The following is a 25777-nucleotide window of genomic DNA, read 5'->3' as shown; positions in this document are numbered from 1 at the left end:
TTTAGTCGCTCGGTTGCCGAAAGTGGCATTCCCTCCGGATGCCGAGACGGAACGGAAGGCGAACCTGGTGGTCGTCTGGCCCTGTCAGGCCCGGAGGGAGGATGCCGGTGTTCGAGCTCGCGGCCGAAATTGATCAGTTCAATGTCATAGCTTGACGCTACGATCTTCCACATGCTGGACCAAGAGTCGGGAAATGCCCACTCCTTTCAGGTTGACCTGCGAGGACTTGTTGATCTCCTGTCGCACCACCTTTATTCCAGTCCACGCGTCTACCTGAGAGAGCTGCTGCAGAACGCGGTCGACGCGGTGACAGCGCGGCAGCGGATGGACCCGACGGCATCCACCGCCATCCGGATCACTTTGAACGACGCGGGGCTGCGGATCGATGATCCGGGTATCGGTTTGACGGAGGCGGACGTCCATCGTTTCCTCGCGACCATCGGCCGGTCATCGAAGCGCGATGACCTGGAAGGGGCTCGCCGCGAGTTCCTTGGCCAGTTCGGTATCGGCCTCCTGGCCTGCTTCACCGTCGCCGAGCGGATCCAGGTGATCAGCCGTTCTGCCACCGTCCCGGATGCGCCGGGCATTGAGTGGCTGGCCGCGTCCGATGGGACGTACTCGGTCCGGCGGCTTGCGCCGCATGAGCACGCCGTTCCCGGAACGACCGTTTCCCTGACGCCACGAGCGGGAGCCGAACGGTGGTTCGCCCCGGACGTGGTCACCGACCTTGCCCGCGACTTCGGTTCGCTGCTGCCATACGAGGTGACGATCGACACGAGTGGGCGGACGATCCGCACCACGGACAGCCCGCCGGTGTGGGACCGCTCCTACGATTCGGCCGCCGCACGCCGGGTCGCGCTGATCGAGTACGGCGAGCGCGCGCTCGGCTTCACCGCGCTCGACGTCGTCGAGCTCGACGTGGAGCTGGCCGGGATCAGGGGCGCCGCCTACGTGTTGCCGCAGCCGGCGAATCCGGCCGACAGCGGCCGCCACCGCGTCTACCTGAAGGGCATGCTGCTCAACGACGCGACCACCGGCCTGCTCCCTGACTGGGCGTTCTTCGTCCGCTGCGTGATCGATACGGACACGCTGCGCCCGACCGCATCGCGTGAGGGTCTGTACGAGGACGAGACGCTGGTCGCGGTCCGCGAGGCGCTAGGTGTCCGGCTGCGGGACTGGCTCACCGGGCTGGCCGCGCAGGAGCCGCAGCGCCTGGCCGCCTTCCTCGCTGTGCACAGCCTCGGGGTGAAGGCGATGGCCAGGCATGACGCCGAGCTGTTCCGGATCATGCTGCCGTATCTCACGTTGGAGACGACCGACGGTCAAGTCACGTTTGCCGAGGTCGCCAGGAAACACCCCGTGGTTCGGATCACGCCCACCGTTGAGGAGTTCCGGCAGATCGCGCCGATCGCGGCCGCCCACGGCGTGGCGGTCGTCAACGGGGGTTACACCTACGACAGCGAGCTGGTCGCGCTGCTCCCTGATGTCATGCCGGGAGTGGTGGTCGAGGAGCTCGGTTCGGACGTGGTCACCGCCGCGCTCGACCCGGTTGACAGCGCGAATGAGCTGGCCATGGCCGGGTTCATGGCGATGGCGCGCTCCACGCTTGACCCGCTGGGCTGCGATGTGATCCTTCGCGCGTTCTTTCCGGCATCGGTGTCCGCTCTGCATCTGGACTCCCGCGAGGCACGCAACGAACGAACCCGCGCGGAGGTCGCCGCCGACGCGGATGACCTGTGGGCCGAGATCCTGGGGGCGCTCAAGTCCGCTGAGCCTCGCGCGCAACTCGTACTCAACCACCGCAGCCCGGTGGTCCGCCGGCTTGCGACGATCAGCGATCCCGCACTCCTCGTCACCGCCGTCGAGGCGCTGTACGGCCAGGCGCTGCTGATGACGCATCGGCCCCTGCGGTCGGTCGACACCGCACTGCTCAACCGCGCCTTCGACGAGCTGCTCGGCTGGGCCTCCCAGAACGTGACCGAATCCACTGAAGAGGATGGCAAAGCATGAACGTCGCCGAGATCCGCGACGCCCTGCGTCAGACCTACGCGCTGCCGAGCGGACGCCAGAAAGCCGAACGCCTGGAACTGCTCGCCACCGCGGCCAAGGCGGTCGAGGACCGGTCGCTGGAAGCCGAGGTGCTGCTCACTCTCATCCAGGCCTACGAAGACGGCGCCGAACGTGACCGCATGCCGGTCGCGTTCGGACGGCTCCTGCAGATTCACGACGACTTCCCAGCCGAGGTGGGCACGTTCAGCCATAACATCCACTGGGAGCTCAAGTGGATGAGCTACTACCTCGTCCTCAACCCGGCCGTGCCGCTGGCGACCATCCACCGCTGGCTCGACGAGCTGCAGAACCGCTATCGGCAGCGCGGATACAGCCCGCGCCCGGTGCTCAGCCTGCGTTCGCTGCTGGCGCAGCACCTCGGCGACGACGAGACGGCAGCGGCGGCGATGGAGTCGTCGATCTCCGCTCCACGCGACCAGATGGCCGACTGCGAAGCCTGCGAGGGCAACGACTGGGGCACGTGGCGCGTCATGGCGGGTGATGACGCGGGGGCGTTGGACCACTGGGCGCCGCTGATCGACGGCGAGTGGTCATGTGCGGAGGAGCCGCACAGGGTCCTGGCCAAGGCACTGCTTCCCCTGCTGCGCACCGGGCGAACCGAGGACGCTCGCAGCGCCTTCCTCAGGGGATACTCGCTGGTCCGCCACGATGTCAGCCTGCGCGAGTCGGTCGGCTACCACATCGAGTTCTGCGCCCTGACCGGCAACGAGGCGCGTGGCCTGGAGATCCTGAACGAGCACGCGTCCTGGCTCATGAATCAGCACGAGGACGTCTCGCAGCGGGTCGGCTTCGTGAGCGGTGTCGTCGTACTGCTCCGCCGCCTGGCCATGCTGGGCCACGGTGGCATCCGGATCGGCGAGCTGACTCTTGAGACGACTCTCGCCAGGTTGGAACAGGAGATCAGCGAGCTGTGCGCCCGCTATGACGCGCGCAACGGCAGCAGCGTCTTCAGCGAGCGCGTCGCCAAGCGCCTCGCCCAGGAGCCGTTGGCGGATCGGCTGCCGCTCGGCGTCCCGGCGACGCTGCCGCAGCCGGCCGGTCGTGCCGTACCGGTCCCGCCGAAGGGCACCGATTCGAGCCTCGACGGCCTGGTCGCAGAGGCGCGGCGCCTGTCGGAGACTCGCCATCCCCACGCCGACAGAGCGTGGGAACGCGTCGCGGCCAGTGAACTGCCGCTGCCCGAGATCGTTGTCGCGGAGGTCGAGTACGCCAAAGTGCTCTCCCTGCTGGACTCGGACCCCGGCGCGGCCTACGACGCGCTGCTGGCTGTCGCCGAGAGCTTCGACCGGCTCGCCGACACTGCCAAGGCTCTGGAGGCCCGCGCCGCCGCGGCCCTGGCGCGCTTCCAGACCAGGGATCAGACCGGAGGCGAGGCATTGGCGGAAAGCGTCATGGCGCAGGCGGAAAGCGCGTACGCGGCCGGAAAGCTCACCTCGCGCGAATACCTGAGCGTGCGAAGAGCCGGTCCCCTCATGGCAATGGCGGCGCTGGGGCAGCAGGAGAACCCGGCCGAGGCCGAGCTCAAGGCCACCCATGCGCTGCTGGAGGCCGAACTCGCCGTGGCGGTGAAACTCGCGGTGACCGAGCGCATGGCCATGTATCACGACCTGCTGGCCCGGATCTCCTTCCCGCTCGGTGATGAGGACGGCGCGCGTGCCCATCTGCAGGCCGCCGTGGCGGGTTATCTCGAAGCCGGGCAGCCGTGGCGCGCCGCGAATCCCGCCTCCCTGCTCAGCGAGCACGCCCTCGGGAGCGACGATCCGAAGGCGGCCGAGGAGTTCGCGTCGAAGGCGATCACGTACGGCGCCGATCTCGTCCCGCACGACCAGACCGCCCAGCTGAGCTCCCTGCTCGTCGAGGCCATCTCGAGACAGCCCGGCCGTGAACACGACCTGGTCGGAGCGGCACTGACCGCGGCCGCCCGCTGGAATGGCCTGTCCGAACCCGACACCCTGCACAACACGTTCACGGCGGCGCGCGCCTATCACCGTCTCGAGAGGCATGCCGAAGCAGTGGCACTGTTCGAGGACGTGATCCCGAGGGTGGAGATCCCTTACGACGCACCGGTCATCGCGATGACCCGCGGACAATACGCCGCATCACTGGGCGAGCTGGGCCGCCACCGCGAGGCTGCTGAGCAGTTTCTCCAAGGTGCGGAGCTGGTCCAGAATGATTCGGACCAACGAGCCATGCATGCCGAACTGGCCTGGTCCGCCGCCCAAGCTCTGCAGTATTCCGGACAGACCGCAGAAGCGCTGGCCGCCTATCAGCGGGCGGCCGCGCTCTGGACCGAACTCGGCGAACTCACCCCGCGCGTACGCTGTCTTCGGTCGGCGGCCTGGTTGCTGCGCTATATGGGCGAGCCTGATTCCGAGGAGCACCAGGATGCGGAGCGGCCCGGCGTCGCCGAGATGCGTGCGGTCCTCGCCGAACTGGTAGGGCTGGCCGAGCACAGCCCGTCCGAGGAGGTGCTGGCGGAGCTCGCAGAGACGCAGAGGCAACTCGAGCAGATGATCACGGACAGCTTCGACGAGTACGACGACGTCGACTAGCGCGCGGGCACTGGCACGCCCTCACCGACCGCCATGATGATGCCCCGACGCCGTCGCCCGGGATCATCGGCAGCTCCCGCTTGACCAGTACAGCTCGACCGCGACGTCGAACTGGTCGCCGTGCCGTTCTCCTTCGTCGACGCCATTCACCCCGGCATCCAGTGGGTCTACGCTGTACGCACGGGCAACGGGCAGCTGCTTGCTCATGGTTTTGGAAGATCTCGACCCCTGCCTGTTTCCGAAACCCGTTCCGCACCCGCTGACCGCGCACCACGGTGAGCACTCGCCGTAAGGGAAACCCAGATGCCCCTCACGCTCCCGCAGTTCACCATCAAACCGCATCCTCACCTGCGTCCTGATGCCGAGCGGCAGCAGATTCTGGCCGCGCCCGGCTTCGGCCGGTACATGACAGATCACATGGTCACCATCAAGTGGACCGGCGAGGCGGGCTGGCATGACGCCGCACTGGGCCCATACGCCCCGCTGACCATCGAACCGGCCGCCACAGGGCTGCACTACGGCCAGTCGATCTTCGAAGGGCTCAAGGCGTACCGGCAGCCGGACGGTACGGTCGCGCTGTTCCGGCCCGAGGCCAACGCGCACCGCTTCCAGGCGAGCGCCCGCCGGATGGCCATGCCGGAGTTACCCGTCGAGCTGTTCATGAAGGCATGTGAGCTGCTCGTGAGTCAGGATCGGTGCTGGGTTCCCGACGCCGATGACCATTCTCTGTATCTGCGGCCGCTGATGTTCGCCACCGAGAGCACGCTCAGCGTCCGGCCCTCGGCCGAGTACCTGTTCCTGCTCATCGCCTCCCCGGCCGGGTCGTTCTTCCCCGACGGCATCAGACCCCTGTCGGTGTGGATCGCCGAGGACTATGTACGGGCCGCCCCGGGTGGCACCGGCGCCGCCAAGTTCGCCGGGAACTACGCCGCCGCGTTCCTCGCCCAGAACGACGCCGCCGAGCACGGCTGCGACCAGGTGGTCTGGCTCGATGCGGTCGAGCGGCGCTGGATCGAGGAAGTGGGCGCCATGAACCTCTTCTTCGTACGCGGCCACGGCCCTGCCGCCGAGATCACCACCCCCGCCCTCACCGGCTCACTCCTGCCCGGGATCACCCGCGACTGCGTCCTCACCCTCGCCCGCGACCTCGGCCACCCCGTCAGCGAGAGCCGCATCAGCCTGGAGGAGTGGCAGACGGGCGCGGCGGACGGCTCGATCACCGAGGTCTTCGGCTGCGGCACCGCCGCTGTCATCACCCCCGTCGGCCGGGCCCGCACCCGCACCACCGCCTGGCAGATGGCAGACGGCCGGCCCGGACCCCTCACCCTCCGGTTGCGCGAGAAGCTCATGGCCGTACAGACCGGCCGTGCCCCCGACCCGCACGGCTGGGTGCACCATCCGCGCACGACAGCGCACTGACCTGCGCGAAGGACGCCATTCCCTGGGGTGGGCTCCCATGTGCACGGCTCTGTCGCCGTCGGAGAGTGCCGTCCGGAGACGCGGTACGGCTTCGACTTCGGCACGCTCGTGCTGCTGCGCCGGTTGGTGGAGCGGTACGCCGCGCGACACGGTCTCACCGGGCCGGACCTGTACCGGTTCGTGGTGGCGGTCAACGAGATCACCACCAACGCGGTGCGCCACGGCGGCGAGCGCGGGCGGCTCAGCCTGTGGCAGGCCCGGCAGTGGGTCAACCGGCTGACCATCGAGAGCGATGCCAACGGCACCACCGTCACCCTGGAGGCCACGCCCCCGCAGCCGGACCATCCCTGAGCAAGATCCTTAGCGATGCACAGCGTCATCTTCGATACGTTGAAAAATATCCGCGTCGGTCTCACGCTGCCACTCGGGAAGGTCCTCCCAATCGGCCACATAGGACGGCTTCGGAGTTTCAATGTGCTTATGGATTTGAGCGATCCAGCACAGGGCCACGAAGCGGCCTCTCTGTTCGCGGGTCAGCTTTGCGGTGCTGCCAGCACTAACCTCGACGAAGGTCCGCACTTGGATGTAGACAGCGGCAGCGGCTTGGCGTTCCCACTCGGGCGTCTCCTCCCACGGAGCGACGTAGGAAGACTTGGGCTCGCCTGGGTAGTGCTTGTTCACCCCAGCGATCCATGCTTCGCGGAAGGCGCGGCCCTGCTCGTCCGTCGCAGTCTGCATCATGGTCCTCTCAGTGTTGGGCGGGGGCCGACAGACGGGTGATGCGATCGTTCAACTGGACCACCCGCTTGTCGGCGAGAAGGGGTTGGAGCTGCTTTTGGATGCCGTGAAGCTTGCGGCCGACGTATCCGGCGGATTGCGTCTGCTCGGCCACGTCCACGGCGCGCCCCGCGTGATGCAGGAATTGATCCATGTTGCGGCGTTGAATGCCGAGGGCTGCCAGGTCGGTGAGGAGGCTGCCACGGCGCCGAAGCGAGGTGGCCTGGTTGAGTGCCGCGAGGAGTGATGCCTCGGCGAGGTCTGTCTGGCCGAGAGTGAGGTAGCAGGTACCGCGTTCCTCAGCCATGCGGGAGCCGTCGAAGCGGAGCCAACCTCCAGGGCTGACGGGACCTGCGAGGTCGATAACCTGGTCGGCGGTGTCGAGGGCGCGTTCACAGCCTGCTCGGTCGCCGTCTCTGGCAAATGCCTCGGCCTGTACGGCGGCGACCCAGTGCCGTGTGGACAGTTGGCTGTCGCCCTGCTCGGCGATGCGGGCAGCCGCCGAGAGCACCGCGGTGGCCTCGGGGTATTCATGGTCGTACATGTTGACGAACGCCTGGCGAGTGAGGGCGCAAGCCCAACGGTCGTAGCAGCGAGCTTCGCGGCCGGCGGTCACGGCCATGGTGTAGCAGTAGGTGGCGTCGGTGTAGCGGTTGCTGTCGAAGCAGATCTCTCCCGCAAGCTGGAAAAGGTCACAGGCCAAGACGCACAGTTGCCGGCGGGCTCGCGCTGAACGGGCCTGGTCCAGCTGCTTGATGAGAAGCTTGAGCTGGTCATGGACCAGCGGGTAGACCAGGCGCTTCGACTTGGACAAGGCGAAGACCTGCCAGAGGTGGCTGCTGAGCAACGCGTGCTGTTCTAGGTCATCGGCTTCGTCGGATTGGCCAGCCCAATCCTGGATGTCGGCGTTGGCCGGCGGGGGAAGCACCATGAGCGTGCCCGCGATGCTCAGCAGGCGGAGGAGTTCGCGACGGTACATGTCGTCAGCTTCACCCCTCTGTTGGGGTTCAGTCACGACCTGGCCGATGACGACCGGTGTCGAGGTGGAGGCGAGAGAGCGCTTCTCGGGTTCTTCACAAAGAACCAGGAGATGATCCAACTCGTCCGCGGTGACCTTCAGAAGATCGCAGATCTTGGGCCGGATGTACGGGCAGGGCTCGGTCTTCCCCAGCTCCCACCGTCCCGCGGTGGTCCGGTCGATCCCAAGCTGATCAGCGAAGTATTCCTGGCTGTAGCCGAGCGCCTTCCTTCGATCGGCGAGGCGTCTGCGTTTGCCCGCCACAGCGCACCTCCGCCCACGTGTGGTCCCGTCAAGGGCAGCGTACGGGACGTGCCCGCTCAGCGGCTGCGATGCCGCATAGGTGCCGCATGGATGCGTCACTGATGCCGTGGCCTGCGCCGTTGCCGCGCGGTTGGCTAAGAGCGCTCGCCGGGACTTCGATCGGAGGAGATCAAGTGCTCATCGCACACCCCGAAAGCAATCGCCTGCCCGCAGACCTGTTCCCGGGATCGCCAGGCATCATCGACGTGGAAGCGGCTGAACGAGCCGCCGCTGCCCCTCCTCGCGGCCATCGGCGTGAGCGGTGACAGCGAGGCCGCCGATCGGACACCGGCCCGGATGGCGGCAGGGCTGGCGGAACTGCTCGGCTGCCAGGCGTGGGAGTTCATTACTTTCCCCGATCGGGAAGGGCAGCACGAGCTGGTGCTGGCCCGTGATGCGCTGTTCACCTCGCTGTGTGCGCACCATCTGCTTCCGTTCTCGGGGGTAGCGCACGTGGGGGTGCTTCCCGCCACAGGGAACGCCGGATGAACGGGGGGGCGACGGTGATCCGGCCAGACGAGACGAGCAAGACGTCGCCCGCCCTGCTGGCCGGGGTCGCGGGATCACGCTGCGCAACTCGCGCCGTGCGCTCCTCATCGGCGGCGACGACGGAGATCAGAGCGCAGGTGGGGAGCGGGAGTGTCTCGACTGCCTCGGAAGCGGCCGGGCCGAAAGGAGCGGGAGATGAATCCGATCATGCTGGCGGCGGCATCTGGCTTTCCGCAGAGCCAGGAGGAGAGTGAGCTGCTCGTGCGGTTGCGCGACGCGCTCACGAGGCTCGGCGTCAATGCCGACCTGCGGGACAACAACAGCGCGCTTCTGGTGCGCAAGCCTGAGCCGGGGCTGCCGGTATGGGTGTTCATCGGGTACGGCGGCGCGTACTTCTCCTGGCAGAGCGCTGAGAAGCGGCATCCGGTCGATGACGTGGAGGGTGCGGCGAACGTCTTGGCGGAGTACATCGCCAAGTAACAGGCGGGCGCGGCGGAGCGGTGAGTCCCCGTTCGGAGGGGACAGGGCAGGTCCTTCCCCGTCTCGTCGCGCCTCATCGTCCGGCAGGTGGTCGAGCCCACACCCCTGGAAGGGTCGCCCCCGTCCCTCCGCGACTGCCTGCCGGGCCTTCTCCTGCTTGTCCGCGCGTGGCCGAGATGGACAAGGACGCCCGCGGCCACGACGCACGGTACGTTCCTCGGCGACCATCTGCCCGTACAATTTGGGGTGGCTTCCCGTCCCACCGCATAGTGCTGGACGCCGTCGATCTCGATGACTACCCGTCGCCGGCCCCGGAGCATGCCCAGGCGCAGGTTCAGGTAGAGACGATGTGCCTGTAGCAGATGTTCAATACCTCGAGACTCAGATAATCGTCGTTGTCCCGGCGTAGCCCGAGGCTCCGGGTGAGACTGGCCACTTGGGGGAAGGCATCCAGGGGGTCGGGACCCAGCGCAATAGTGGCGGCCGACAGCGCGTTGCGCTTGCGGTGCAGGTCATCTACCTGTGTCTGCGTACCAGCTATGCCGATCTGGCGGCCGTACTCGTCGGACAGGGCCCGCAGCCGGTGCACAAGGAGCTCGATCTCCGCTTCTGGTGGCCGGGCGTCGATGGCGGCCAAGGCGGCCTCTGTGAGGGGAGTGCGCAGGTCGGCGGTGGACAGGCCGATGGCGATGAACATCCGCAGCATCCTGGGCACCTGCTCTGGTCCGGGGTGGTGGACGATGTCGCGGATCTGCGGTGCCCGGGTGAGAAGTTCCCGCATGTCCGCGTACGGCAGTCGGACGGCGCCTTGACGCGCAGGACGGGACGGGCGGATCCGGATGGGCGTCCACACCGAGTCCATCCAGGCGTCGTCGGTCTCGATGCCGGTGACCGCCTCGGCTAGGGTGAAGGCCGCGGCCTTCCACGATGCGCGCCAGTCCCCGTCATCGATCCCCAGGGACCTGCTCCATCGGCGGGCGTCGTCGAGTCCCTCCTGGTCGTCATGCATGTCGGCGGGGTCGAAGGCCACGGTGATCGCCGAACCGGTGGTGTAGGAGAGGTTCGCGTCCGTGCCGGCGCACCAGGTCAGGTTGAGCCCCTCACCGGAGCCGCAGGCGTCGAGCAGGACGTCATCGTGTGCGCCGATGGTGCTGTCCGGTTCCAGCACGATGATCCATTCTCCTTGCCTGCGCAGCAGGACCACCGGTTCTGGCTGCCCGGCCAACCGGAGCGCCAGTTGGTCGGCGAGACTGGTGACCTGGCCTTGGGCTGCGTCGGTGGGCTCGCCGTTGAAGGCCCGAACGACGTCCTCGGGTTCGGCGCCGCGAACCCACGTAACGCAGATGTCCTCGTCCAGCAATTCCCACACGTCATCCGCAGCCACGGCGGCATCGATGTCCACCTCATCATCTCCCGCATGTGTGATGAGAAGGCCCGCGAGGCTCAGTAACCCGGCCGTCTCGGGAACGTGATCAGCCCGGCGGGCCCTCCCTGGGCTCCTCACCGTAGTACAGCGACCGGTAGGCGTCGGTGGAGTCCCACAGCGTGCTGATCGGCAGGACCAGCCGCGGTAGTCCCGGCCACTCGAAGATCGTCATGTGGAAGCGGCGGTTGGGCTCGGACATCTCCAGGACGTCACCCGCCGCCGCGGCCCGCTCGACCTCGGCCTGCTCGCGCTCGGCCGCCGCCGGCCCGGCGTCGGTGAGGCCATCCGTACCGAGATCAGGAATCTCGTGGTTCACGACGACGCCGAGGGTCTGGCGTCGCGGTTGCCGAAGCTCACCGACGCCGAGCGAGCCACCGTCGCCGCGGGATCCACATCGAACCGCACACCGGCGTCAGCCCTTGACAGCGCCGGCGCTCAACCCCTGGATGAGGAAGCGCTGGACGTACGCGAAGAGCACGACGACGGGCGCGACGGCGATCAGGCCCCCGGCGGCGAGAGCGCCGAAGTCGCTGCCGAACTCGCCCAGCAGGTAGCTCAGCCCAACGGGCACGGTGAACCGGTCCTGCGAGCTGATGAACATGATGGCGAACAGGAAGTTGTTCCACGCGCTGATGAACGCGAAGGATCCGACGGCGACGATCCCGGGCTTCAGCAGCGGCAGGACGACCGCGCAGAACGCGCGGATCCGGCCGCACCCGTCCACCTGAGCCGCCTCCTCCAGGGAGACCGGCACATTTCTGATGAAGCCCGCCATGAGAACGAGGGAGAGCGGCAGGTGGAAGACGGTGTCGGCGATGATCAGGCTCCACAGGCTGTTCGTCAGATAGAGCCCGTTGAAGATCTGGAAGAGCGGGATGAGCATCATGGCGCCCGGGATGAACTGCGTGCACAGCATGATGACCAGGAAGACGTTCTTGCCGCGGAAGGTGAGGCGGGCGAGCGCGTATCCGCCGAGCATGCCGATCACCGTCGACACGACGAGGCTGGCGACCGCGACGGCGATGCTGTTGCGGAAGTAGACGCCGAAGCCCGAGCCCTCCCAGACCCTGCTGAAGTTCTCCAGGGTGATGGGCCACGGTACGAGGGCCGTGGAACCCGCCGGCCGGAAGGCGAACAGCACCATCCAGTACAACGGGACGAGCGTGAAAAGCAGGAACAACGTCAGCGGCAGCCACAGCATCAGGCGGTCGCCCATCGAGCGCCGTCGCTTGCGGGCCGCGTGCGCGCCGGTCGCGTCCCGCCGGGTCGGTGGTTCCGCCGGGACTCGCCCGACGTCGTCGCGGGTGGCGAGGCTCACTTGCCCTCCTTGGGATCGCCGGAGCTGATGCGGAGGCTCACTTGCCCTCCTTGGAATCGCCGGAGCTGATGCGCAGGTAGACCATGGACGCGAAGGTCAGCAGCAGGAACGCCGTGACGGTGAGCGCGGAGCCGTAGCCGAAGTCCTGGTCGTGGATGGCGGTCTGGGCCACGTAGAGCGGCAGTGTGGTCGTCGAGCCCGCCGGGCCGCCGGCGGTCATCGTGTACAGCAGGTCGACGTTGTTGAACTCCCACACCGCCCGCAGCAGCGTGGCGATGACCACGGCCCTGCGGATGTGCGGCCAGGTCACCGCCGAGAAGCGGCGCAGCGGCCCGGCGCCGTCGACGTTCGCCGCCTCGTACAGCTCCAGCGGCACCGACTGCAGGTCGGCGAGGATGAGGATGGCGAAGAACGGGATGCCCTTCCACAGCTCGGCGATGACCAAGGCCCAGAAGGTCGTGCCGGGCTCCGACAGCAGGGAGGTCCCGTACTCGCCGATGCCCATGGACGCCAGGTAGTGCCCGATCCCGGTGGTGGGGTTGTAGAGCAGGATCCAGATCGTCGTGGTGAGGATGCCCGACACCGCCCACGGGCTGAAGGCCAGGGCGCGGGCCAGCCCGCGGCCCACGAAGGTGCGGTTCAGCACCAGCGCCAGCGCCAGGCCGAACACGAACTGCAGCCCCACCTCCACGAACACCCACTGGGCGGTGAAGCGCAGGCTCCGCCAGAACACCTCGTCGGCCAGCAGGGCCCGGTAGTTGTCCAGGCCGGCGAACCCGTCGTCGAGGGGCCGGGTGAGGTTGTGGTGGCGCAGGCTCTCCCAGAAGACGCTGAGCACGGGATAGAGCAGGAAGACCAGCACCAGCACGACGGCCGGCGCGATCAGCAGGTACGCGTGCCCGGCCCGGGACCCGGTGGGGCGGCGCGCCGCGGACGGGCGGCGCAGCGGTTCGGCGGTCGTGGAGCTCATCCGTGCTCCTTGTCGTACTTGCGCTTGGCCGTGGTCAGGGCCCCGGCCGCGGCGGTGAGGAAGTCACGGGGCGTCAGGCTGCCCTGCAGCACCTTCTGCCACTCCGGAAGCAGGTCCGTGACGGTGATGGAGGTGAATTCCGGCAGGTAGTAGGGCTGTTCCAGGGTCACGACGCCGGGCTTGGCGGCGGCCTCCAGCGCGGCCTTCATGGCGGCGTTCTCGGTCACCCACTTCTCTTTCGCGACCGTCTTGTTGCCCGGGAGGTATCCGGACTTCTGGGCCCAGAAGCTGTTGCCCTCGGGCTCCATCGTGTAGGCGAGGAACTTCCAGGCCTCCTCCTGGTGCTCGCTCTTCTGGAACATCGCGAACCCGGTCGTCATCCAGCCGGTCAGCACCTGGTTGTCCGGACCGGGGAAGGGCGCGACGGCGCCGACCTTCTCGGCTCCCAGGGCGGCGACGTGGTTGGGGTAGGAGCCGATGCTGTGGCTCAACATGGCCGCGCCGCCGTTGCCGAACTGGGCCACCATGGTCTTGAAGTCGGCGGTCAGGTCACTGCGCGCGGTCTGCTTGCCGAACAGGGCAACGTACTTCTCGCAGGCGGCGATGACCGCGGGGTCGTCCAGCGTGGAGGACCCGTCCGCGCGGAAGAACGTGCTCACGCCCGCGCGTGGATAGACCATCTGCACGAGCTGGCCGAAGAAGCCGTTGCCGCCGCGCAGCGTGTAGCCGAAGCGGCCGGAGGAGGCGTCGGTGAGGCGGCTCGCGGCCGCGTCGAAGTCCGCCCAGGTGGCCGGCGGCTTCAGCCCGGCCTCCTGGAACCAGTCGGCGCGATAGTAGATCACGTCGGCGAGGCTGGTCGTGGGCGTCAGGTAGAGCTTGCCGTCGGGGGCGGCGGCCCGGGAGGACTTGAGCATCTGCTCGGAGATCTGCTGTTCGAGGCCGGCCTTCTTCAGGCGATCGTCCAGGGGAGCGAGCGCGTTCTGGGCCACCAGGGCCGCGAGGTCGGACGCCTTCGGGGTGAGCAGGTCGGGTGTGGAGCGTGTGGCGATCGCGGTGTTGATCTTCTGCATGTACTGGTCAGTGGGCAGGCCCAGGTAGTTGATGCGGATGCCGGGGTTCTTGGCCTCGAACATCGAGATCAGCTTCTTGAGGTTGGCCGTGCGCTCCGGGCGGGTGTCGGTGTCCCACAACTGCAGCGTGACGGCGCCGCCACTGCCGCCGCCTGAGTCGCCGCAGGCGCTCACCGCGGATGCCAGGCCCATGGCGACGCCGGCCTGTGCCGCCGTCCGGATGAAGCCGCGCCGGGACAGGGCGTGCCGGCCGAGGACCTCGGCCGGATGCTGCTGACGAGTCATGGGTCTTTCCTCTCGTTCACCAAGAACTGCGCTCCGCTGTGCGGTTGCCATACGGTACATGAGATATGAGATTTAGGGTATGGTCGGTTCTATACAATGGGCCATGTGCCCCACGATCACCGGACGGCGAGACGGAGCGCCGGTTACGGTGGTCGACGACAAGTGAAGGAGTGCGGGTGAGTGAGACAGCGTTGGGCGCGATCAAAGCGTCTTCCAGGACGGCTCTCGTCCTCGAAGCGCTGCGTCGCGGCATTCTGAGCGGCGAGCTGCCGGCCGGGCGGGCCCTCGTGGAGGTGGAGCTCGCCAGCCGTTTCGGTGTCTCCAAGACTCCGGTACGCGAGGCGCTCAAGACGCTCAGCGGCGCCGGCCTGGTCACCATCAGCGAATACACCGGGGTGACGGTCCGCAAGGTCGACGAGCGCCTCACGCGCAGCGTGTTCGACGCCCGGTGCCTGATCGAGCCGGCCGCGGTGCGGCGAAGCGTCGAGGCGGGACTGCGCGACGGCGGCCGGCTCGCCCGCGAGGCCCTGCGCAAGTCGGACGAGGCCACGGACGAGGTGACCCGCAGCCTCGCCAATCGCGACTTCCACCGCGCCCTCTACGCCGACTGCGACAACGAGGTGCTGGTCGGCGTGCTCGACCAGCTGCGCGACCAGACGGCCCTCATCTCCGTCAACGTCTGGTCCCAGCGTCCCTCCTGGGAGGACGAGGCGCAGGAGCACCGGCAGATTCTCGAGGCGGCACTGAACGGGCAGGCCGACGAGGCGGCCCGGCTCGTGTTGCAGCACATCAGCGTGTTCCAGGAGCGGGCGCTCCAGCAGATCAAGGAGGCCGGCAATGAGGTTCGGTGAGCTCTCCCGGGCCCTGCGCGACGTCGTCGCGATCCCGGTCACGCCCTACGCCGACGGCGTCCCCGACCTCGCGCTGTACCGTTCGCTGCTGCGCCGCCTGGTCGACGCGGGCGTCAACGTGATCACCCCGAACGGCAACACCGGCGAGTTCTACGCCCTGAGCGCCGAGGAGCGGCTTCAGCTGATCACGGCCGCCGCGGAGGCCGTGCGGGGAGAGGCGCACCTCCTGGCCGGGATCGGCCTCGACGTCGCCACCGCCGTCGAGGAGGCCCGCCACGCGGCGGCGCACGGCATCCGGATGGTCATGGTGCACCAGCCGGTGCACCCGCACGTGTCGGCCCAGGGCTGGCTCGACTACCACAGGGAGATCGCCGACGCGGTGCCGGACCTGGCCCTTGTCCTCTACCTGCGCAACGCCTGGGTGGACGGCCGGCTGCTGGCGCGGCTGGGCGACCTGTGCCCCAACGTGATCGCCCTGAAGTACGCCGTCACGGACGTGAACCGCTTCGCGCAGCTACGCGCGGAGACAGGCCCCGACCGGTTCGTCTGGATCGCCGGGCTGGCCGAACCGTACGCGCTGTCCTACGCCGTCCACGGGGCCGAGGGCTTCACCTCCGGGCTGGTGAACGTCAACCCCGCCTTCTCACTCCGGCTCAGGGACGCCCTGCGCGAGGAGCGCTATCCGGCGGCGGAGCGGATGCTCCACGACATCTCGCGGTTCGAGCACCTGCGCGCGGTCGACGGCGGAGCCAACAACGTCAGCGTCGTCAAGGAGGCGATGCACCAGCTCGGCCTGTGCGACCGCGCGGTCCGGGCGCCGAGCACCGTCCTCGGCGAATCCGAACGGCAGGAGGTCGCGCGGATCCTCACCGAGTGGGCGAAGGCCGACGACCTCGGGCCCCTGCCCGTGGCGGCGTCATGAGGATCAGCGGTCTCCGCTCGTTCGTGCAGCGCGTCGGCGAGCGTCCCCGGGTGCTGGTGCGCGTCGACACCGATGAGGGCGTCAGCGGCTGGGGCGAGGCCTACAACCATGGTCCCGACCTGGCGCTCGGCCCCCTGCTCGACTACCTCGGGGGGCAGATCAAGGGTGCGGACCCGCGGCGCGTGGAATACGTGTCCCAGCTCCTCCTCCGCACCGCCAGGTTCCCGCAGGGGGCGCTCGGGCTGGCGGCGATCGCCGCCATCGACCACGCGCTGTGGGACATCACCGCCAAGGCGCTCGGCGTACCCGTCTACCAGGTGCTCGGTGGCGCCGTACGGGACCGGGTGCGCGTCTACTGCGGGCTCTACTCCGCGCCCGACCCCGACGAGTGCCGCCGCCAGGCCACCGAGCTGCATCGGCGCCACGGATTCACCGCCTTCAAGCTGAGCCCGTTCCGTACGGACCTGCACGCCAGACGCTGGGGCCTCGTCGTCGCCGAGACGGCGGAATGGGCTCAGGAGATCAGGCGGTGCTGCCCGGAGGAGTTCGACTTCGCCTTCGACGCGCACGCCAAGATCTTCGAGCCCTACCAGGCGGTTCAGCTCGGCAACGCCCTGGAGCCGATGGACCCGCTCTTCCTGGAGGAGCCGCTCCGCCCGGAGCACTTCGCCTCCTGGGGCTACCTGCGCCAGCAGTTGCGGGTGCCCCTGGCCACCGGGGAGAGCCTGTACTCCCCCCACGAGTTCCTGAACCTGCTCACCCACGGGGGCGCCGACATCGTCCAGCCGGACATCTGCGTGGTGGGCGGCATGTCCCAGATGCGGCGCATCGCGACCCTCGCCGAGACCTTCAACACCATGGTGGCGCCCCACAACCCGATGGGGCCGCTGGCCACCGCGCACAACGTGCACTTCGCCGCGGCCTGCAGCAACTTCTCGATCCTGGAGTACAAGCCGGAGACGACGAGGTGGTGCCCGGACCCGTACGTGCCGGTCGACGGGCACCTGGAGCTGCGGCCCGACCGGCCCGGCTGGGGCATCACCATCGACGAGGACGCCCTGGCGGAGGACGACTACGTGCACTGGGAACGCCGGGTTCCCGTCCGGCCGGACGGGTCCCTCGCGTTCTGCTGACACCGCGAGACCCTGGCAGGTGCGGGGGCGGCAAATCGCAGGGGCGTCTCCGAGCCCGGAGAAGTCGCAGGCCAAGATCCCGGACGCCTGTGCCTTTAGGAAACGCGCCCGTGTCTGGTCGCCGCGCCGAGGCGCGGGATCGATTCCGGCCCAGGCCCAGCCAGCTCGTCGCGGTGGCCGCCCGTCTGCGCAGCCGCCAGTGTTCGGGCACCTATCCTTGCTTGCATGGGTGATGTACTGAAGGGGCGAGGTTGCTCGTGGGAGTTCGAGGACGGGGGGCTGCGCATTACGCCTGAGCCGGGTAAGGCGTCGAAACTGAGCATGGAGCTCGGTGAGCGGTTCGTGCCGTACCACGCGTTGGCCGATGTCATGCTGGAGCCTGGTGCACGCGGCAGGGTGGTGTTGCGGGTGGTTCCCCGGGAGGGAGCCGATCCGGTCATGTCCGCGGCAATGGGGCAGCTCCAGGAGTCGCTCGATCCGTACCGGCTGGTGCTGCCCGCCGCCACGAAGACGCTGGCCGACCAGTATGCCGACGAGATGCGCGCGGCCCTGTCCGAGCGCGGTCCGTCTGAGCGGTTCCTGATCGCCGGTCCTTCGGTGCCGCGTAGTTTCAAGGCATGGGACGGTGAGGCCGCCTTCGACGGGCAGGCTGTCACCTTCACCTGGTTCTCGTCCGGAGCTTCCCCGGCCAAGTACACGGCAGGTGACCGGCGTTACCCGATCACCGAGATCGAGGGCGTCGAGTGGCATGCGCTGGAGGACGCTCGCGGGTCGTTGCGGCTGCGCATCCGTGGGCACCAGGCCCTCTCCAACCCCAACAACGATCCCGCCTCCGTGGTGTTCGGCATTGGCTGGGGAGCCACGCATCACTCCCTGCCATTCGCCGCCGCCGTGCTGGCCGCCGTACAAGCTCGCATGATCGAACAGGTCGCCGCGGAAGGCTGAGCTGCCGCAAGAACGGCCCGATCGGCCCAGTCCGGATTCGGCCATCCGACCTGCCGCCGCAGCACCGCCACCTCATGACGCAACACCATGATCTCTGCGTCCTTCGACGCCTGGCCGCGGCCCAGCAACATCAGCCAGCCGAACACTCGAAGCGTGATCAGCAGGCGAATAGGCGCAAGACGCCAGTGAAAGGGTCAGCACGCAGGCGCCGAGGAGGCGCTGGCGGGCCGGGCGCTTCTGGGTTCGAGTCGGTGTTATGCCACAAGCTTCAGCCGCACTCTTGGCAGCTCGGCAAACTTCTTTGCGAGATCGCAAAACCTAGCCCGCGCCGTCACCGTGACCCGATTCGCCGTGCGGAAGGCCGGCAGGCGACTCCTGGCCGAAACGGCGGATGACGGCCTCGGCGTCCCTTGGTGCGTGGGTGATGATGTGCAGGTCCCAGCGGCTCAGGGTGTCGGCGTCGATCTCCCGTTCGATCGCGCCCCACAACCGGTCCAGGCTCTGCGTCGGGTCCAGGCCACCGCGCCCAGCCCCGAAGATCGGCAGGGCGATGGAGCGCAGCGGTGGCCCGAAGAGTGCGCGTTCGTGCTCAGCCAGGCGGAAGATGTTGCGTACTGCCTGCGTCATGGCCTCGACCGAGAACTCGTACTGGTTCCCGTCGGCGCATGGCGTGGCCACCGCCGCGTGATAGACGCGGCGGACTCCCGACCGGCGCATGCGACCCGCCTCCGTCACGGCGACGCTGCCGGGTGCAACCGGGAGCCCGAGACGGCCGTTGACCCGCAGCCATTGGGTGAGCTCCCGTCGGATGACGTCGTCCACGATCTCACCGGCCTCGTTGACCTCGGCGCACGCCCGCCGCAACGCGGCCGACAGGGAGTTCCGGAAGATCTTGGACGCCTCCAGGTAGACGTTCTCCGAAGAGACGACGATGTCGACCCCGTTGATCAGCTCCACGGGCATGAAGTCCAGGGTGACCGGCCCCAGCGCCAGTGTCGCGGGGTGCTGGAGACGGGGCGAGCGCGGCGTGCCGGCGGTCGCGGCGGCCAGGCAGAGCCGCAGTATCGCCTCGGCGGTCTCGTTGATGATGAGCTGCTCGTGGTGCTTGCGGAATCGCTCGACGCTGACGCCGTAGACGGCAGCGGCGCTCTTCCTGCGCTCGCCGATCGGCCAGTCGCGGGTGCCGGATGCCAGCCCGAAGGTGTACTCGGCCGCGCCGGTGAGATTGCCACCGCCCAGCTCGGCGACCGCCCGGCCGACGAGCTCTTCTATGGCCGCGGGACGATAGGGCTCGGCCGACGTCTGTCCCTCTGGGGCCCCGCCCATGGTGCCACAGAGCATCGCCGCGGTGTCGAGGGCGTTCAGCCTGGTCTCCCGCAGTCGGGTGAGGCCTCTTTCCCGCAGTGACCTGAGGTCGGCGATGAGCTGATCGTGGGGCGGCGGCTGCATGGATCCAGTGTGGGCGCAATGTGGTCGCACATGGGCTGATTTCAGGTCGATGGTTCTGTTTCTCGCATGAGGACGGGAGCGCTGGTGTTCAATGTGAAACTCACCAGCGCGCTCCCATCTGCGCAACCGGCATGGGTGCCGCTTCATCACGTCATGACAGTGATCGCGACAGGGGAAGGTTTATGTCCGTCGAGATATCCGCGCTCGCAGTGGCGGTGCCGGAGACTGAGGCACCGCTCAGCCAGACGGCCCCCGACCGGGCGGCCGGTCTCGGATCAAGCGTGACACCGGCACCAGAGACCCCTTAACCCCACTTATGGCAATCTACGCATTTTTCCGGATATATCAATCAATGACCGATTACAGCTTCAACGCTGGCCGGATACGGCCAGAAACAGCGTCATTTCGCCTATCGTCGGCATTAGCGAATTGTGGCGTAGTAGCGTCTCCTTGTCCGCATGCGGTGAGGGCATAAGGGGGCGCCACGATGACGGCGGGCCCATGGGACGAGTTCGATCCCGAAGATGGAGCCGATGCCCACGCGCGCATCGATGAGCTCCGCGGACTGTCCGAGCACGGATGCCCCGAGGAGCGGCGCTTCGAGGTGTTCGCCGAGCTCGGGCTCCTGTTGGGGTGGCGGTACGGAGCGGTCGGCGACGAAGCCGACCTTGACGAGGCCATCGCGTCGCTGCGCACGGTCGGGGACGCCCCCGCCCCGCCGGACGCCGAACCTGCCTGGATCGACGTGGAGATCGCCCGGCTCCTCGTCGTCCGCGCGGATGCCGCCGGGAGCCTCGGCGACGTCGAGGCCGCGCTCGCGCATGCGGAAACCGCTCTGGCCGCACTCGTGCCACCGGCGGATGGCCCCGATCCGGACTTCGCGCTGCTGTTCCACGTCCTCGGTGCCGCTCACGCGCAGCGGGCGTGGCTGGCGCCCGGCGGCGCGGAGGAGGACTTGCGTCTGGCGGCCGGCGCGTTCCGCCGCTCGCTCGCCCTCCTGCCCTCCTCCCATCCCAGTGCGGGCGAGGTGACCGCCCGGCTCGGGGTCGTGCTCGCCGCCGCGCTCCGGCGCAAGATGGACCAACTCGTCGACGCCGTCTGGCGGCGCCAGGAGGGATGGACGGAGCTGGGCGGACGCGCGGCCGACGCCCTGCGCACGCTGGAGGCCGGGTGGTCGGCCCTGCCGGCCGACGCCCCCTATCGGCCGATCGTCCGGTACTGGCTGGGCATCATGCGCGCGATCTGCTTCACCACGTTCGGTGGCGGCGCCGAGGACCGGGAGATGGCTCTGGCCGACCTCGAGGCGTACCTCGAACTGCCCGGCCGCGACGACGACATGGCGGACACCTGCCACGTCTTCATCGCGTTCCTGCACCTGACCGGCCTGGCCCCCGACGTGTTCAGGACGAACGGGAAGGCGCCGTCCCTGGACAACTTCGCCCGACTCCTGGCGACGGGACGCACGGCCACGCCCGAGGCCGCGCAGCTCGCGCTCGATCACCTGGACCAGCTCGCCGGGTCGGCGTACGGCAGTCTGCTGCCCTCGCTGCGGTTGGCGGCAGAGGCGGGGTTGCAGGGTTCAGACCAGGCCGGGGACAGGCTGCGGTCGGTGCTCACCGATCTCGGGAAGCTCCCTGAGGAGGCCGCGGACGACGAGTTCCGTAGGTTCGCCGGCCTGCTCGGCGAGGTTCAGGCGCTGCGGGAGGGGCCCGCGGACCTCGGCAAGGTGGCCGAGTCGTTCACCCGGTTTGTCGAGGAACTCGGCGACGCCCACCCCATGCGACCCGTTTTCCAAGCCATGCTCGGCCAGTGGCTCGACATGACGGCCGGAAGGCCTGACGGGCCGAGACCGGCCTCGCGCGAAGAGCGCGACGCCGCTTTCGAGCTGTTGGAGCGCGTTCTGCGGGAGCTGCCCGACGACCACCCGGAGCGGGCGTCCAGTCTTGTCCGGTTGGCGAACACGCTGATGCGGGGCCTGGAGGACAGCTACTCCCCTGATCGCCTGGCGATCGTGCGCGGCCTGCTCGTCGACGCGATCACGCGTCCCGCCGCCGACCGGGAGACTGAGGCGATCCACCATTTCCTTCTCGTCCTCGTGGACTGTTGCCTGGGATTCGGCGGGATCGACGCCGTGCCCGGGCTGAAGGAGCTGATCGAAAGGCTCCAGCGGGCCATCGCGCTCGCCCCGCCGGACCACCGGATCCGGACCTTGAGCCCGGCGCTGCTGGCGATCGTCTTCGCGCAGCGGTTCAGGTTGGGAGGGGATCTGGAGCACCTGGACGCGGCGGCCTACTACGCCGGCACCGTGTCGCAGGCGATGGAGTCCGGCGACGTGCCCGGGGGTGAGGCGGCTGTCCTGATGGATTGGCTGCTCGCCGTCATGCCGCTGGTGAGAGACGACTCCCTTCATGACGCCGACCGGCTGGGCGAGATCACCGGGGGCATCCGGGAGCGGCTCGAGCGGATGCCGGAGGGGGATCGGCTGCGCCGCCTGATCGAAACGGATCTGCAGGCGCTGGAGCTCGCGCAGAACCTCACGGGCGCCGACGGTCCTAACCTGCGCGCGCTCCGATCCGATCCGCGACGCTTCACGGACACGGTCGACGCCCTGGTGGCGAAGGCCAGTAGGACGAGCCGGGACAGCTCCTACTACCCCGTCGAGATGGGCGTCGCCGGCCACGCGAAGGTGGGCAGCGGCTTCCTCCTGCGCGACGTGCGGATACTCGACGAAGGGCTCGCTATGGTGAGTGACGCCTATCGGGCCGCCCACCGGCTTCGTCCCCTCCAGCCCTGGCTGCTGACCATGCTCGGGGGCGGCCTGATGATGCGGTACGAGATCACCCGCGACCGCGCCGACCTGAGCAACGCCATCGGCAGGATGGAGGAGGCGCGACGGGCCGGCGAGGACGAGCCGCCCAGCAGGATCATGGCGCTGAACCTGAGCCAGCTCGCCGCCGCCTATCACTCCCGGAGCGACAGGCGCCTGGGCGACCAGCGCCGCGTCGGCGAGGCGGCCCTGGCCTCCCTGCGGACCAGCGCATGGGGCGTGATGCTGCAGACCAGCACCGAGCGGGCCTTCGACGCCGCCATCCGTGCCAGAGGAGAGGCCGCGGAGATGGCGTTGTGGTGCGTCGCCGCTGGGCTCGTCGAGACGGCGGTAGAGGCGCTCGAATGGGGCAGGGCCATGGTCCTCCATGCCGCGACCACGGAGATGGGGCTCCCCGATCTGCTGCGCGACGGCGAGCACGAGCTGCTGGCCGCGGAGTGGGAGGCGACGTCGCAGGACGACGGCCTCGCGCCCTGGGACGTCCCCGACGAGGCCGAGGGGATGCCTGGCCGGTACGCGCGGCTCTTGGAGGGCCTGCCCGACATCCGCCCGCCGAGCGACCTGCGGCAGCGCGTCATGGCGGCCATCGAGGGGACGGAGACGGAGCGCAGGGTGTTCAACGCCGCGAGCGTTGAGGAGATCGCCGCGGAACTGCGCGAAGCGGGAGCCGCGGCGCTGGTGTATCTGGTCTCCCATCCCGGCTGGCACGGCGGGGTCGCCCTCGTGGTCCACGCCGACGGGCACGTCAGCCGGGTCGAGCTGCCCAGGCTGGGTACCGCCGTGCAGACGAGCCGATTGAACGCCTTCGTCGAGGCACAACGCGATCGCGAGCGGGCGCAGGACGAGGAGGCGGCGAAGCGAGCCCACGACCGATGGGCGCACGCGCTCGGCGAGCTGTGCGACTGGGCGTGGACGGCGGTCATGGAAGTCCTGCTCGGGGCGGTCGCTGGCGGTTCGCCCGGGCACGGCCGGACGCCGCGGCTGATCCTGGTCCCCGTTGGCGAACTCGGCGCCATTCCCTGGCACGCCGCCCGGCGCACGGTCGGGAACGGTCTCAAGCGCTACGCCTGCCAGGACGCGGTGCTCTCCTATGCGGCCTCGGCCCGCCAGTTCGTCGACGCCCGCCGGCGTAAGCCCCGTCGCTGGGGTAAGGAGCCGGCGCTGGTAGTGGTCCGAGGCGGCGATCTGTACTGGGCCGCCAAGGAGATCGAGCACAACCATGCCCGCCACTATCCGAAGGGAGAGCTGCTCGGCGGCCGCCGCCGTGGCACGGACGGCCCCCCTGTCCGGCCCGCCACCGGAGAGAACGTGCTCAGCCTCCTGCCGGGCCCCCGATCAGGCGGTGCGACGCTGCTGCACCTGGGATGTCACGCTCAGGCGACGCCCCGCCCCGTCGACTCGTACCTCCTCCTAGCGGGCGACGAGCCCCTCGGTATGACAGGCATCCTGCGCCAGGCGCGTTCCCGGCCCGCCGACGTCCCCGGCGGCCTGGTCGTGCTGGCGGCCTGCGGCAGCGACCTGACCAGCCGCCACCATGACGAGGCGCTGACGTTGGCGACGGCCTTCCTGGCCGCGGGCGCGGCCGTGGTGATCGGCACCCGCTGGCCGGTGCACGACTTCCCGACCTCGGTGCTCATGATCATGTTCCACCACTATCTGAACTCCGGCTACGACGACCCCGTCATCGCGTTGCGCGCCGCCCAGTTGTGGATGCTCGACCCGCGGCGGCGCGTTCCCGACCACCTTCCGGCCGACATGATCGCCGGGCTGGAGAAGACACCGATCCACGAGCCCGATTCCTGGGCGGCATTCACCTACCAAGGCCGATGAGGGAGCTCCTTTGACTGCGTTCGGCATCGATCTCGGCACCACCAACTCCTGCATCGCCTGCGTCGACGAGAGCGGCCGCCCAGTGGTCCTGCCGAACGCGATCGGAGAGCTCACCACGCCCTCGGTCGTCTATTTCGACCAGCGGGAGAAGGTGTGGATCGGCCGCGCCGCCAAGGACGCGGCTCTGCTGGCCCCGGACCTGGCGGTGCAACTCGTGAAGCGGCAGATGGGGCACGAGGGGGTCGAGTTCACCTTCCACGGCACCACGTACACCCCGGAGTCGGTCTCGGCGCTGATCCTCAAGGAACTTGCGTCCGCCGCCCAGCGGCACCTGGACGAGCCGGTACGGGACGTGGTGATCACCGTTCCTGCATCCTTCGGAGTGGCCGAGCGAACGGCCACCCTCCTGGCGGGCGAGATCGCCGGTCTCAACGTGCTCGACATACTGGACGAGCCGAACGCGGCCGCCTTGTCCTATCGGGAGCGCACCCTCGTCCAAGGCACCCGCCACCTGCTCGTCTACGACCTGGGCGGGGGCACGTTCGACACCACGGTGGTCCGGGTGGACGGCGAACACGTCAAGGTGATCTGCACTGGGGGCGAGCCCGACCTCGGCGGTGCCGACTGGGACACCAGGGTCAGGGATTTCCTGCTCGACACGTTCACCCGGCAGCATCCCCGGCTCGACCCCACCGCCGACCCTCAGTTCATGAAGGAGCTGTCGATCAGGGCCGAGCAGCTCAAGGAGGAGCTGAGCACCATGACCACCCGGCGCCGGAGCCTGGCCTTCGCCGGGGCGGCGGTCCCGGTCGAGCTGAGCCGCCGGCGGTTGGAGGAGCTCACCGCCGATCTGCTGGATCGCACCCTGGACCGCACCAAGAAGACGATCGCCGAGGCGCGCCGCAAGGGCGTGCCGGACGTGGACGAGGTCATCCTGGTGGGCGGCATGACCCGGATGCCAGCGATCATGGACCGGCTCGAGAAACTCGTGGGTAAGGCGCTGCGGCGGCACGAGCCGGATCTCGCAGTGGCCCGCGGCGCGGCGATGTTCGCCCTGCTCAAGCATCTGGAGAAGGGCACAAGGCAGGACAGGGCGAGCCGGCCGGCCATACGCCTCGCCGCCCGGATGGGGCTCGGCGAGAAGCAGGCGGACAAGCTCGGCTCCCAGCGGGCGACCACGGTGCTCCCCCGCGGCTTCGGGACCAAGGTGCTCGACATCAACGATCCCCTTGCCACGACCAATCCGGCGCTGGCGCGTACCTATGTGGTGCGCCTGATCCCCGCGGGCACGGCCCTGCCCGCCGACACCGGCCCGGTGACCTTCCACACGGCGGTCGACAACCAGCCGGGCATTGAGGTCGAGGTGTGGGAGCAGGCGAGCGAGGAGAGCTCCGAGGAGCTCGCCGACAACAAGCTGATCGGGCGCGGCAAGCTGCGCGACCTGCCGCCCAAGCTTCCGAAGCACACGCCGGTCGAGATCACCTTCTTCCTGAGCGAAACCGGGCTGCTCACCGTGAACGCGGTAGAGCCGGCATCAGGGCGACAGGTCAGGTTTGACCTGCAGGTCGGCGGCCTCGACCGGAGCGCCGTCGACCAGGCCAGGACGTCCGTGGCGCGTCACGACACCAGTTCATGACGGTTTC

General features: G+C 68.7%; 21 protein-coding genes. 12 read left to right on the top strand and 9 right to left on the bottom strand.

Translation table 11 applies throughout. The features are described from left to right. Positions 1 to 171: 171 nt before the first annotated feature. Positions 172 to 2010, top strand: coding sequence for an HSP90 family protein (locus AB0C30_RS36600; protein WP_357952739.1), 1839 nt, complete (start codon positions 172 to 174; stop codon positions 2008 to 2010). Beyond that, the gene (locus AB0C30_RS36595; RefSeq protein WP_357952738.1) at positions 2007 to 4622 is read left to right on the top strand and encodes a hypothetical protein; all 2616 of its coding nucleotides are present in this window, start codon (positions 2007 to 2009) and stop codon (positions 4620 to 4622) included. The genes AB0C30_RS36600 and AB0C30_RS36595 overlap by 4 nt, the downstream gene beginning before the upstream one ends. Before the next feature lie 63 nt (positions 4623 to 4685). Here AB0C30_RS36595 and AB0C30_RS36590 read toward each other — a convergent pair whose 3' ends face one another. Further along, positions 4686 to 4829, bottom strand: coding sequence for a hypothetical protein (locus AB0C30_RS36590; protein WP_357952737.1), 144 nt, complete (start codon positions 4827 to 4829; stop codon positions 4686 to 4688). A 96-nt stretch (positions 4830 to 4925) separates the two neighbouring features. On the opposite strand from AB0C30_RS36590, the gene AB0C30_RS36585 reads away from it, so the two are divergent. Then, a complete protein-coding gene (locus AB0C30_RS36585) occupies positions 4926 to 6041 on the top strand; it encodes a branched-chain amino acid aminotransferase (RefSeq protein WP_357952736.1) in 1116 nt (371 codons plus the stop codon). A 39-nt stretch (positions 6042 to 6080) separates the two neighbouring features. Further along, positions 6081 to 6392 carry an ATP-binding protein gene (locus AB0C30_RS36580; RefSeq protein WP_357952735.1) on the top strand — a complete coding sequence of 104 codons (312 nt, stop codon included), beginning with the start codon at positions 6081 to 6083 and terminating at the stop codon, positions 6390 to 6392. 9 nt (positions 6393 to 6401) lie between these two features. Here AB0C30_RS36580 and AB0C30_RS36575 read toward each other — a convergent pair whose 3' ends face one another. Then, positions 6402 to 6782, bottom strand: a complete 381-nt coding sequence (locus AB0C30_RS36575; RefSeq protein WP_357952734.1) for a hypothetical protein — start codon at positions 6780 to 6782, stop codon at positions 6402 to 6404. Positions 6783 to 6789: 7 nt separating this feature from the next. Continuing rightward, positions 6790 to 8100, bottom strand: coding sequence for a helix-turn-helix transcriptional regulator (locus tag AB0C30_RS36570; protein ID WP_357952733.1), 1311 nt, complete (start codon positions 8098 to 8100; stop codon positions 6790 to 6792). A 168-nt stretch (positions 8101 to 8268) separates the two neighbouring features. On the opposite strand from AB0C30_RS36570, the gene AB0C30_RS36565 reads away from it, so the two are divergent. Then, a complete protein-coding gene (locus tag AB0C30_RS36565; RefSeq protein WP_357952871.1) occupies positions 8269 to 8628 on the top strand; it encodes a GTP cyclohydrolase I in 360 nt (119 codons plus the stop codon). A 195-nt stretch (positions 8629 to 8823) separates the two neighbouring features. Next, a complete protein-coding gene (locus tag AB0C30_RS36560) occupies positions 8824 to 9108 on the top strand; it encodes a hypothetical protein (RefSeq protein ID WP_357952732.1) in 285 nt (94 codons plus the stop codon). Between the two features lie 334 nt (positions 9109 to 9442). Here AB0C30_RS36560 and AB0C30_RS36555 read toward each other — a convergent pair whose 3' ends face one another. The 5 genes from AB0C30_RS36555 to AB0C30_RS36535 all read right to left on the bottom strand — a co-directional run bounded on the left by AB0C30_RS36555 (position 9443) and on the right by AB0C30_RS36535 (position 14177). Beyond that, a complete protein-coding gene (locus AB0C30_RS36555; RefSeq protein ID WP_357952731.1) occupies positions 9443 to 10510 on the bottom strand; it encodes a DUF6461 domain-containing protein in 1068 nt (355 codons plus the stop codon). A 70-nt stretch (positions 10511 to 10580) separates the two neighbouring features. Further along, on the bottom strand, positions 10581 to 10850 hold the full coding sequence (locus tag AB0C30_RS36550; RefSeq protein ID WP_357952730.1) for an FCD domain-containing protein: 270 nt from the start codon (positions 10848 to 10850) through the stop codon (positions 10581 to 10583). A gap of 96 nt (positions 10851 to 10946) precedes the next feature. Next, positions 10947 to 11852 carry a carbohydrate ABC transporter permease gene (locus AB0C30_RS36545; RefSeq protein WP_357952729.1) on the bottom strand — a complete coding sequence of 302 codons (906 nt, stop codon included), beginning with the start codon at positions 11850 to 11852 and terminating at the stop codon, positions 10947 to 10949. Between the two features lie 37 nt (positions 11853 to 11889). Further along, positions 11890 to 12822, bottom strand: a complete 933-nt coding sequence (locus AB0C30_RS36540) for a sugar ABC transporter permease (protein ID WP_357952728.1) — start codon at positions 12820 to 12822, stop codon at positions 11890 to 11892. Continuing rightward, complete coding sequence (locus AB0C30_RS36535) at positions 12819 to 14177, bottom strand: sugar ABC transporter substrate-binding protein (RefSeq protein WP_357952727.1); 1359 nt, start codon at positions 14175 to 14177, stop codon at positions 12819 to 12821. Before AB0C30_RS36535 ends, AB0C30_RS36540 begins: the two co-directional genes overlap by 4 nt. A 176-nt stretch (positions 14178 to 14353) precedes the next feature. On the opposite strand from AB0C30_RS36535, the gene AB0C30_RS36530 reads away from it, so the two are divergent. The 4 genes from AB0C30_RS36530 (at position 14354) to AB0C30_RS36515 (ending at position 18028) form a co-directional block, all read left to right on the top strand. After that, entirely contained in the window at positions 14354 to 15028 is a 675-nt protein-coding gene (locus tag AB0C30_RS36530; protein WP_357952726.1) for a GntR family transcriptional regulator, read from the top strand. Then, positions 15015 to 15950, top strand: coding sequence for a dihydrodipicolinate synthase family protein (locus AB0C30_RS36525; protein WP_357952725.1), 936 nt, complete (start codon positions 15015 to 15017; stop codon positions 15948 to 15950). The genes AB0C30_RS36530 and AB0C30_RS36525 overlap by 14 nt, the downstream gene beginning before the upstream one ends. Continuing rightward, a complete protein-coding gene (locus AB0C30_RS36520) occupies positions 15947 to 17083 on the top strand; it encodes a mandelate racemase/muconate lactonizing enzyme family protein (RefSeq protein ID WP_357952724.1) in 1137 nt (378 codons plus the stop codon). Before AB0C30_RS36525 ends, AB0C30_RS36520 begins: the two co-directional genes overlap by 4 nt. A gap of 225 nt (positions 17084 to 17308) precedes the next feature. Then, complete coding sequence (locus tag AB0C30_RS36515; protein WP_357952723.1) at positions 17309 to 18028, top strand: DUF4429 domain-containing protein; 720 nt, start codon at positions 17309 to 17311, stop codon at positions 18026 to 18028. A gap of 318 nt (positions 18029 to 18346) precedes the next feature. Here AB0C30_RS36515 and AB0C30_RS36510 read toward each other — a convergent pair whose 3' ends face one another. After that, positions 18347 to 19477 carry a macro domain-containing protein gene (locus tag AB0C30_RS36510; protein WP_357952722.1) on the bottom strand — a complete coding sequence of 377 codons (1131 nt, stop codon included), beginning with the start codon at positions 19475 to 19477 and terminating at the stop codon, positions 18347 to 18349. A 487-nt stretch (positions 19478 to 19964) separates the two neighbouring features. Here AB0C30_RS36510 and AB0C30_RS36505 point away from each other — a divergent pair, with 487 nt between their 5' ends. Together AB0C30_RS36505 and AB0C30_RS36500 are read left to right on the top strand one after the other, a co-directional pair. Continuing rightward, positions 19965 to 24134 carry a CHAT domain-containing protein gene (locus tag AB0C30_RS36505; protein ID WP_357952721.1) on the top strand — a complete coding sequence of 1390 codons (4170 nt, stop codon included), beginning with the start codon at positions 19965 to 19967 and terminating at the stop codon, positions 24132 to 24134. A 10-nt stretch (positions 24135 to 24144) separates the two neighbouring features. Next, positions 24145 to 25770 (top strand): Hsp70 family protein, encoded by a 1626-nt coding sequence (locus tag AB0C30_RS36500; protein ID WP_357952720.1) that lies wholly within the window; start codon positions 24145 to 24147, stop codon positions 25768 to 25770. Positions 25771 to 25777 lie beyond the last annotated feature (7 nt).

Origin of the sequence: Nonomuraea sp. NPDC048901, from assembly GCF_040649695.1 — a bacterium.
Lineage (GTDB): Bacteria > Actinomycetota > Actinomycetes > Streptosporangiales > Streptosporangiaceae > Nonomuraea.
Note: the sequence above shows the minus strand (reverse complement) of the source record. Positions and strands in the feature narration are given on the sequence as shown.

Excerpts from the sequence above, each read along its gene's own strand:
- AB0C30_RS36600 (WP_357952739.1), top strand. The coding sequence starts at position 172 with ATGCTGGACCAAGAGTCGGGAAATGCCCACTCCTTTCAGGTTGACCTG.
- AB0C30_RS36595 (WP_357952738.1), top strand. The coding sequence starts at position 2,007 with ATGAACGTCGCCGAGATCCGCGACGCCCTGCGTCAGACCTACGCGCTG.
- AB0C30_RS36590 (WP_357952737.1), bottom strand. The coding sequence starts at position 4,829 with ATGAGCAAGCAGCTGCCCGTTGCCCGTGCGTACAGCGTAGACCCACTG.
- AB0C30_RS36585 (WP_357952736.1), top strand. The coding sequence starts at position 4,926 with ATGCCCCTCACGCTCCCGCAGTTCACCATCAAACCGCATCCTCACCTG.
- AB0C30_RS36575 (WP_357952734.1), bottom strand. The coding sequence starts at position 6,782 with ATGATGCAGACTGCGACGGACGAGCAGGGCCGCGCCTTCCGCGAAGCA.
- AB0C30_RS36560 (WP_357952732.1), top strand. The coding sequence starts at position 8,824 with ATGAATCCGATCATGCTGGCGGCGGCATCTGGCTTTCCGCAGAGCCAG.
- AB0C30_RS36540 (WP_357952728.1), bottom strand. The coding sequence starts at position 12,822 with ATGAGCTCCACGACCGCCGAACCGCTGCGCCGCCCGTCCGCGGCGCGC.
- AB0C30_RS36535 (WP_357952727.1), bottom strand. The coding sequence starts at position 14,177 with ATGACTCGTCAGCAGCATCCGGCCGAGGTCCTCGGCCGGCACGCCCTG.
- AB0C30_RS36525 (WP_357952725.1), top strand. The coding sequence starts at position 15,015 with ATGAGGTTCGGTGAGCTCTCCCGGGCCCTGCGCGACGTCGTCGCGATC.
- AB0C30_RS36520 (WP_357952724.1), top strand. The coding sequence starts at position 15,947 with ATGAGGATCAGCGGTCTCCGCTCGTTCGTGCAGCGCGTCGGCGAGCGT.
- AB0C30_RS36515 (WP_357952723.1), top strand. The coding sequence starts at position 17,309 with ATGGGTGATGTACTGAAGGGGCGAGGTTGCTCGTGGGAGTTCGAGGAC.
- AB0C30_RS36510 (WP_357952722.1), bottom strand. The coding sequence starts at position 19,477 with ATGCAGCCGCCGCCCCACGATCAGCTCATCGCCGACCTCAGGTCACTG.
- AB0C30_RS36505 (WP_357952721.1), top strand. The coding sequence starts at position 19,965 with ATGACGGCGGGCCCATGGGACGAGTTCGATCCCGAAGATGGAGCCGAT.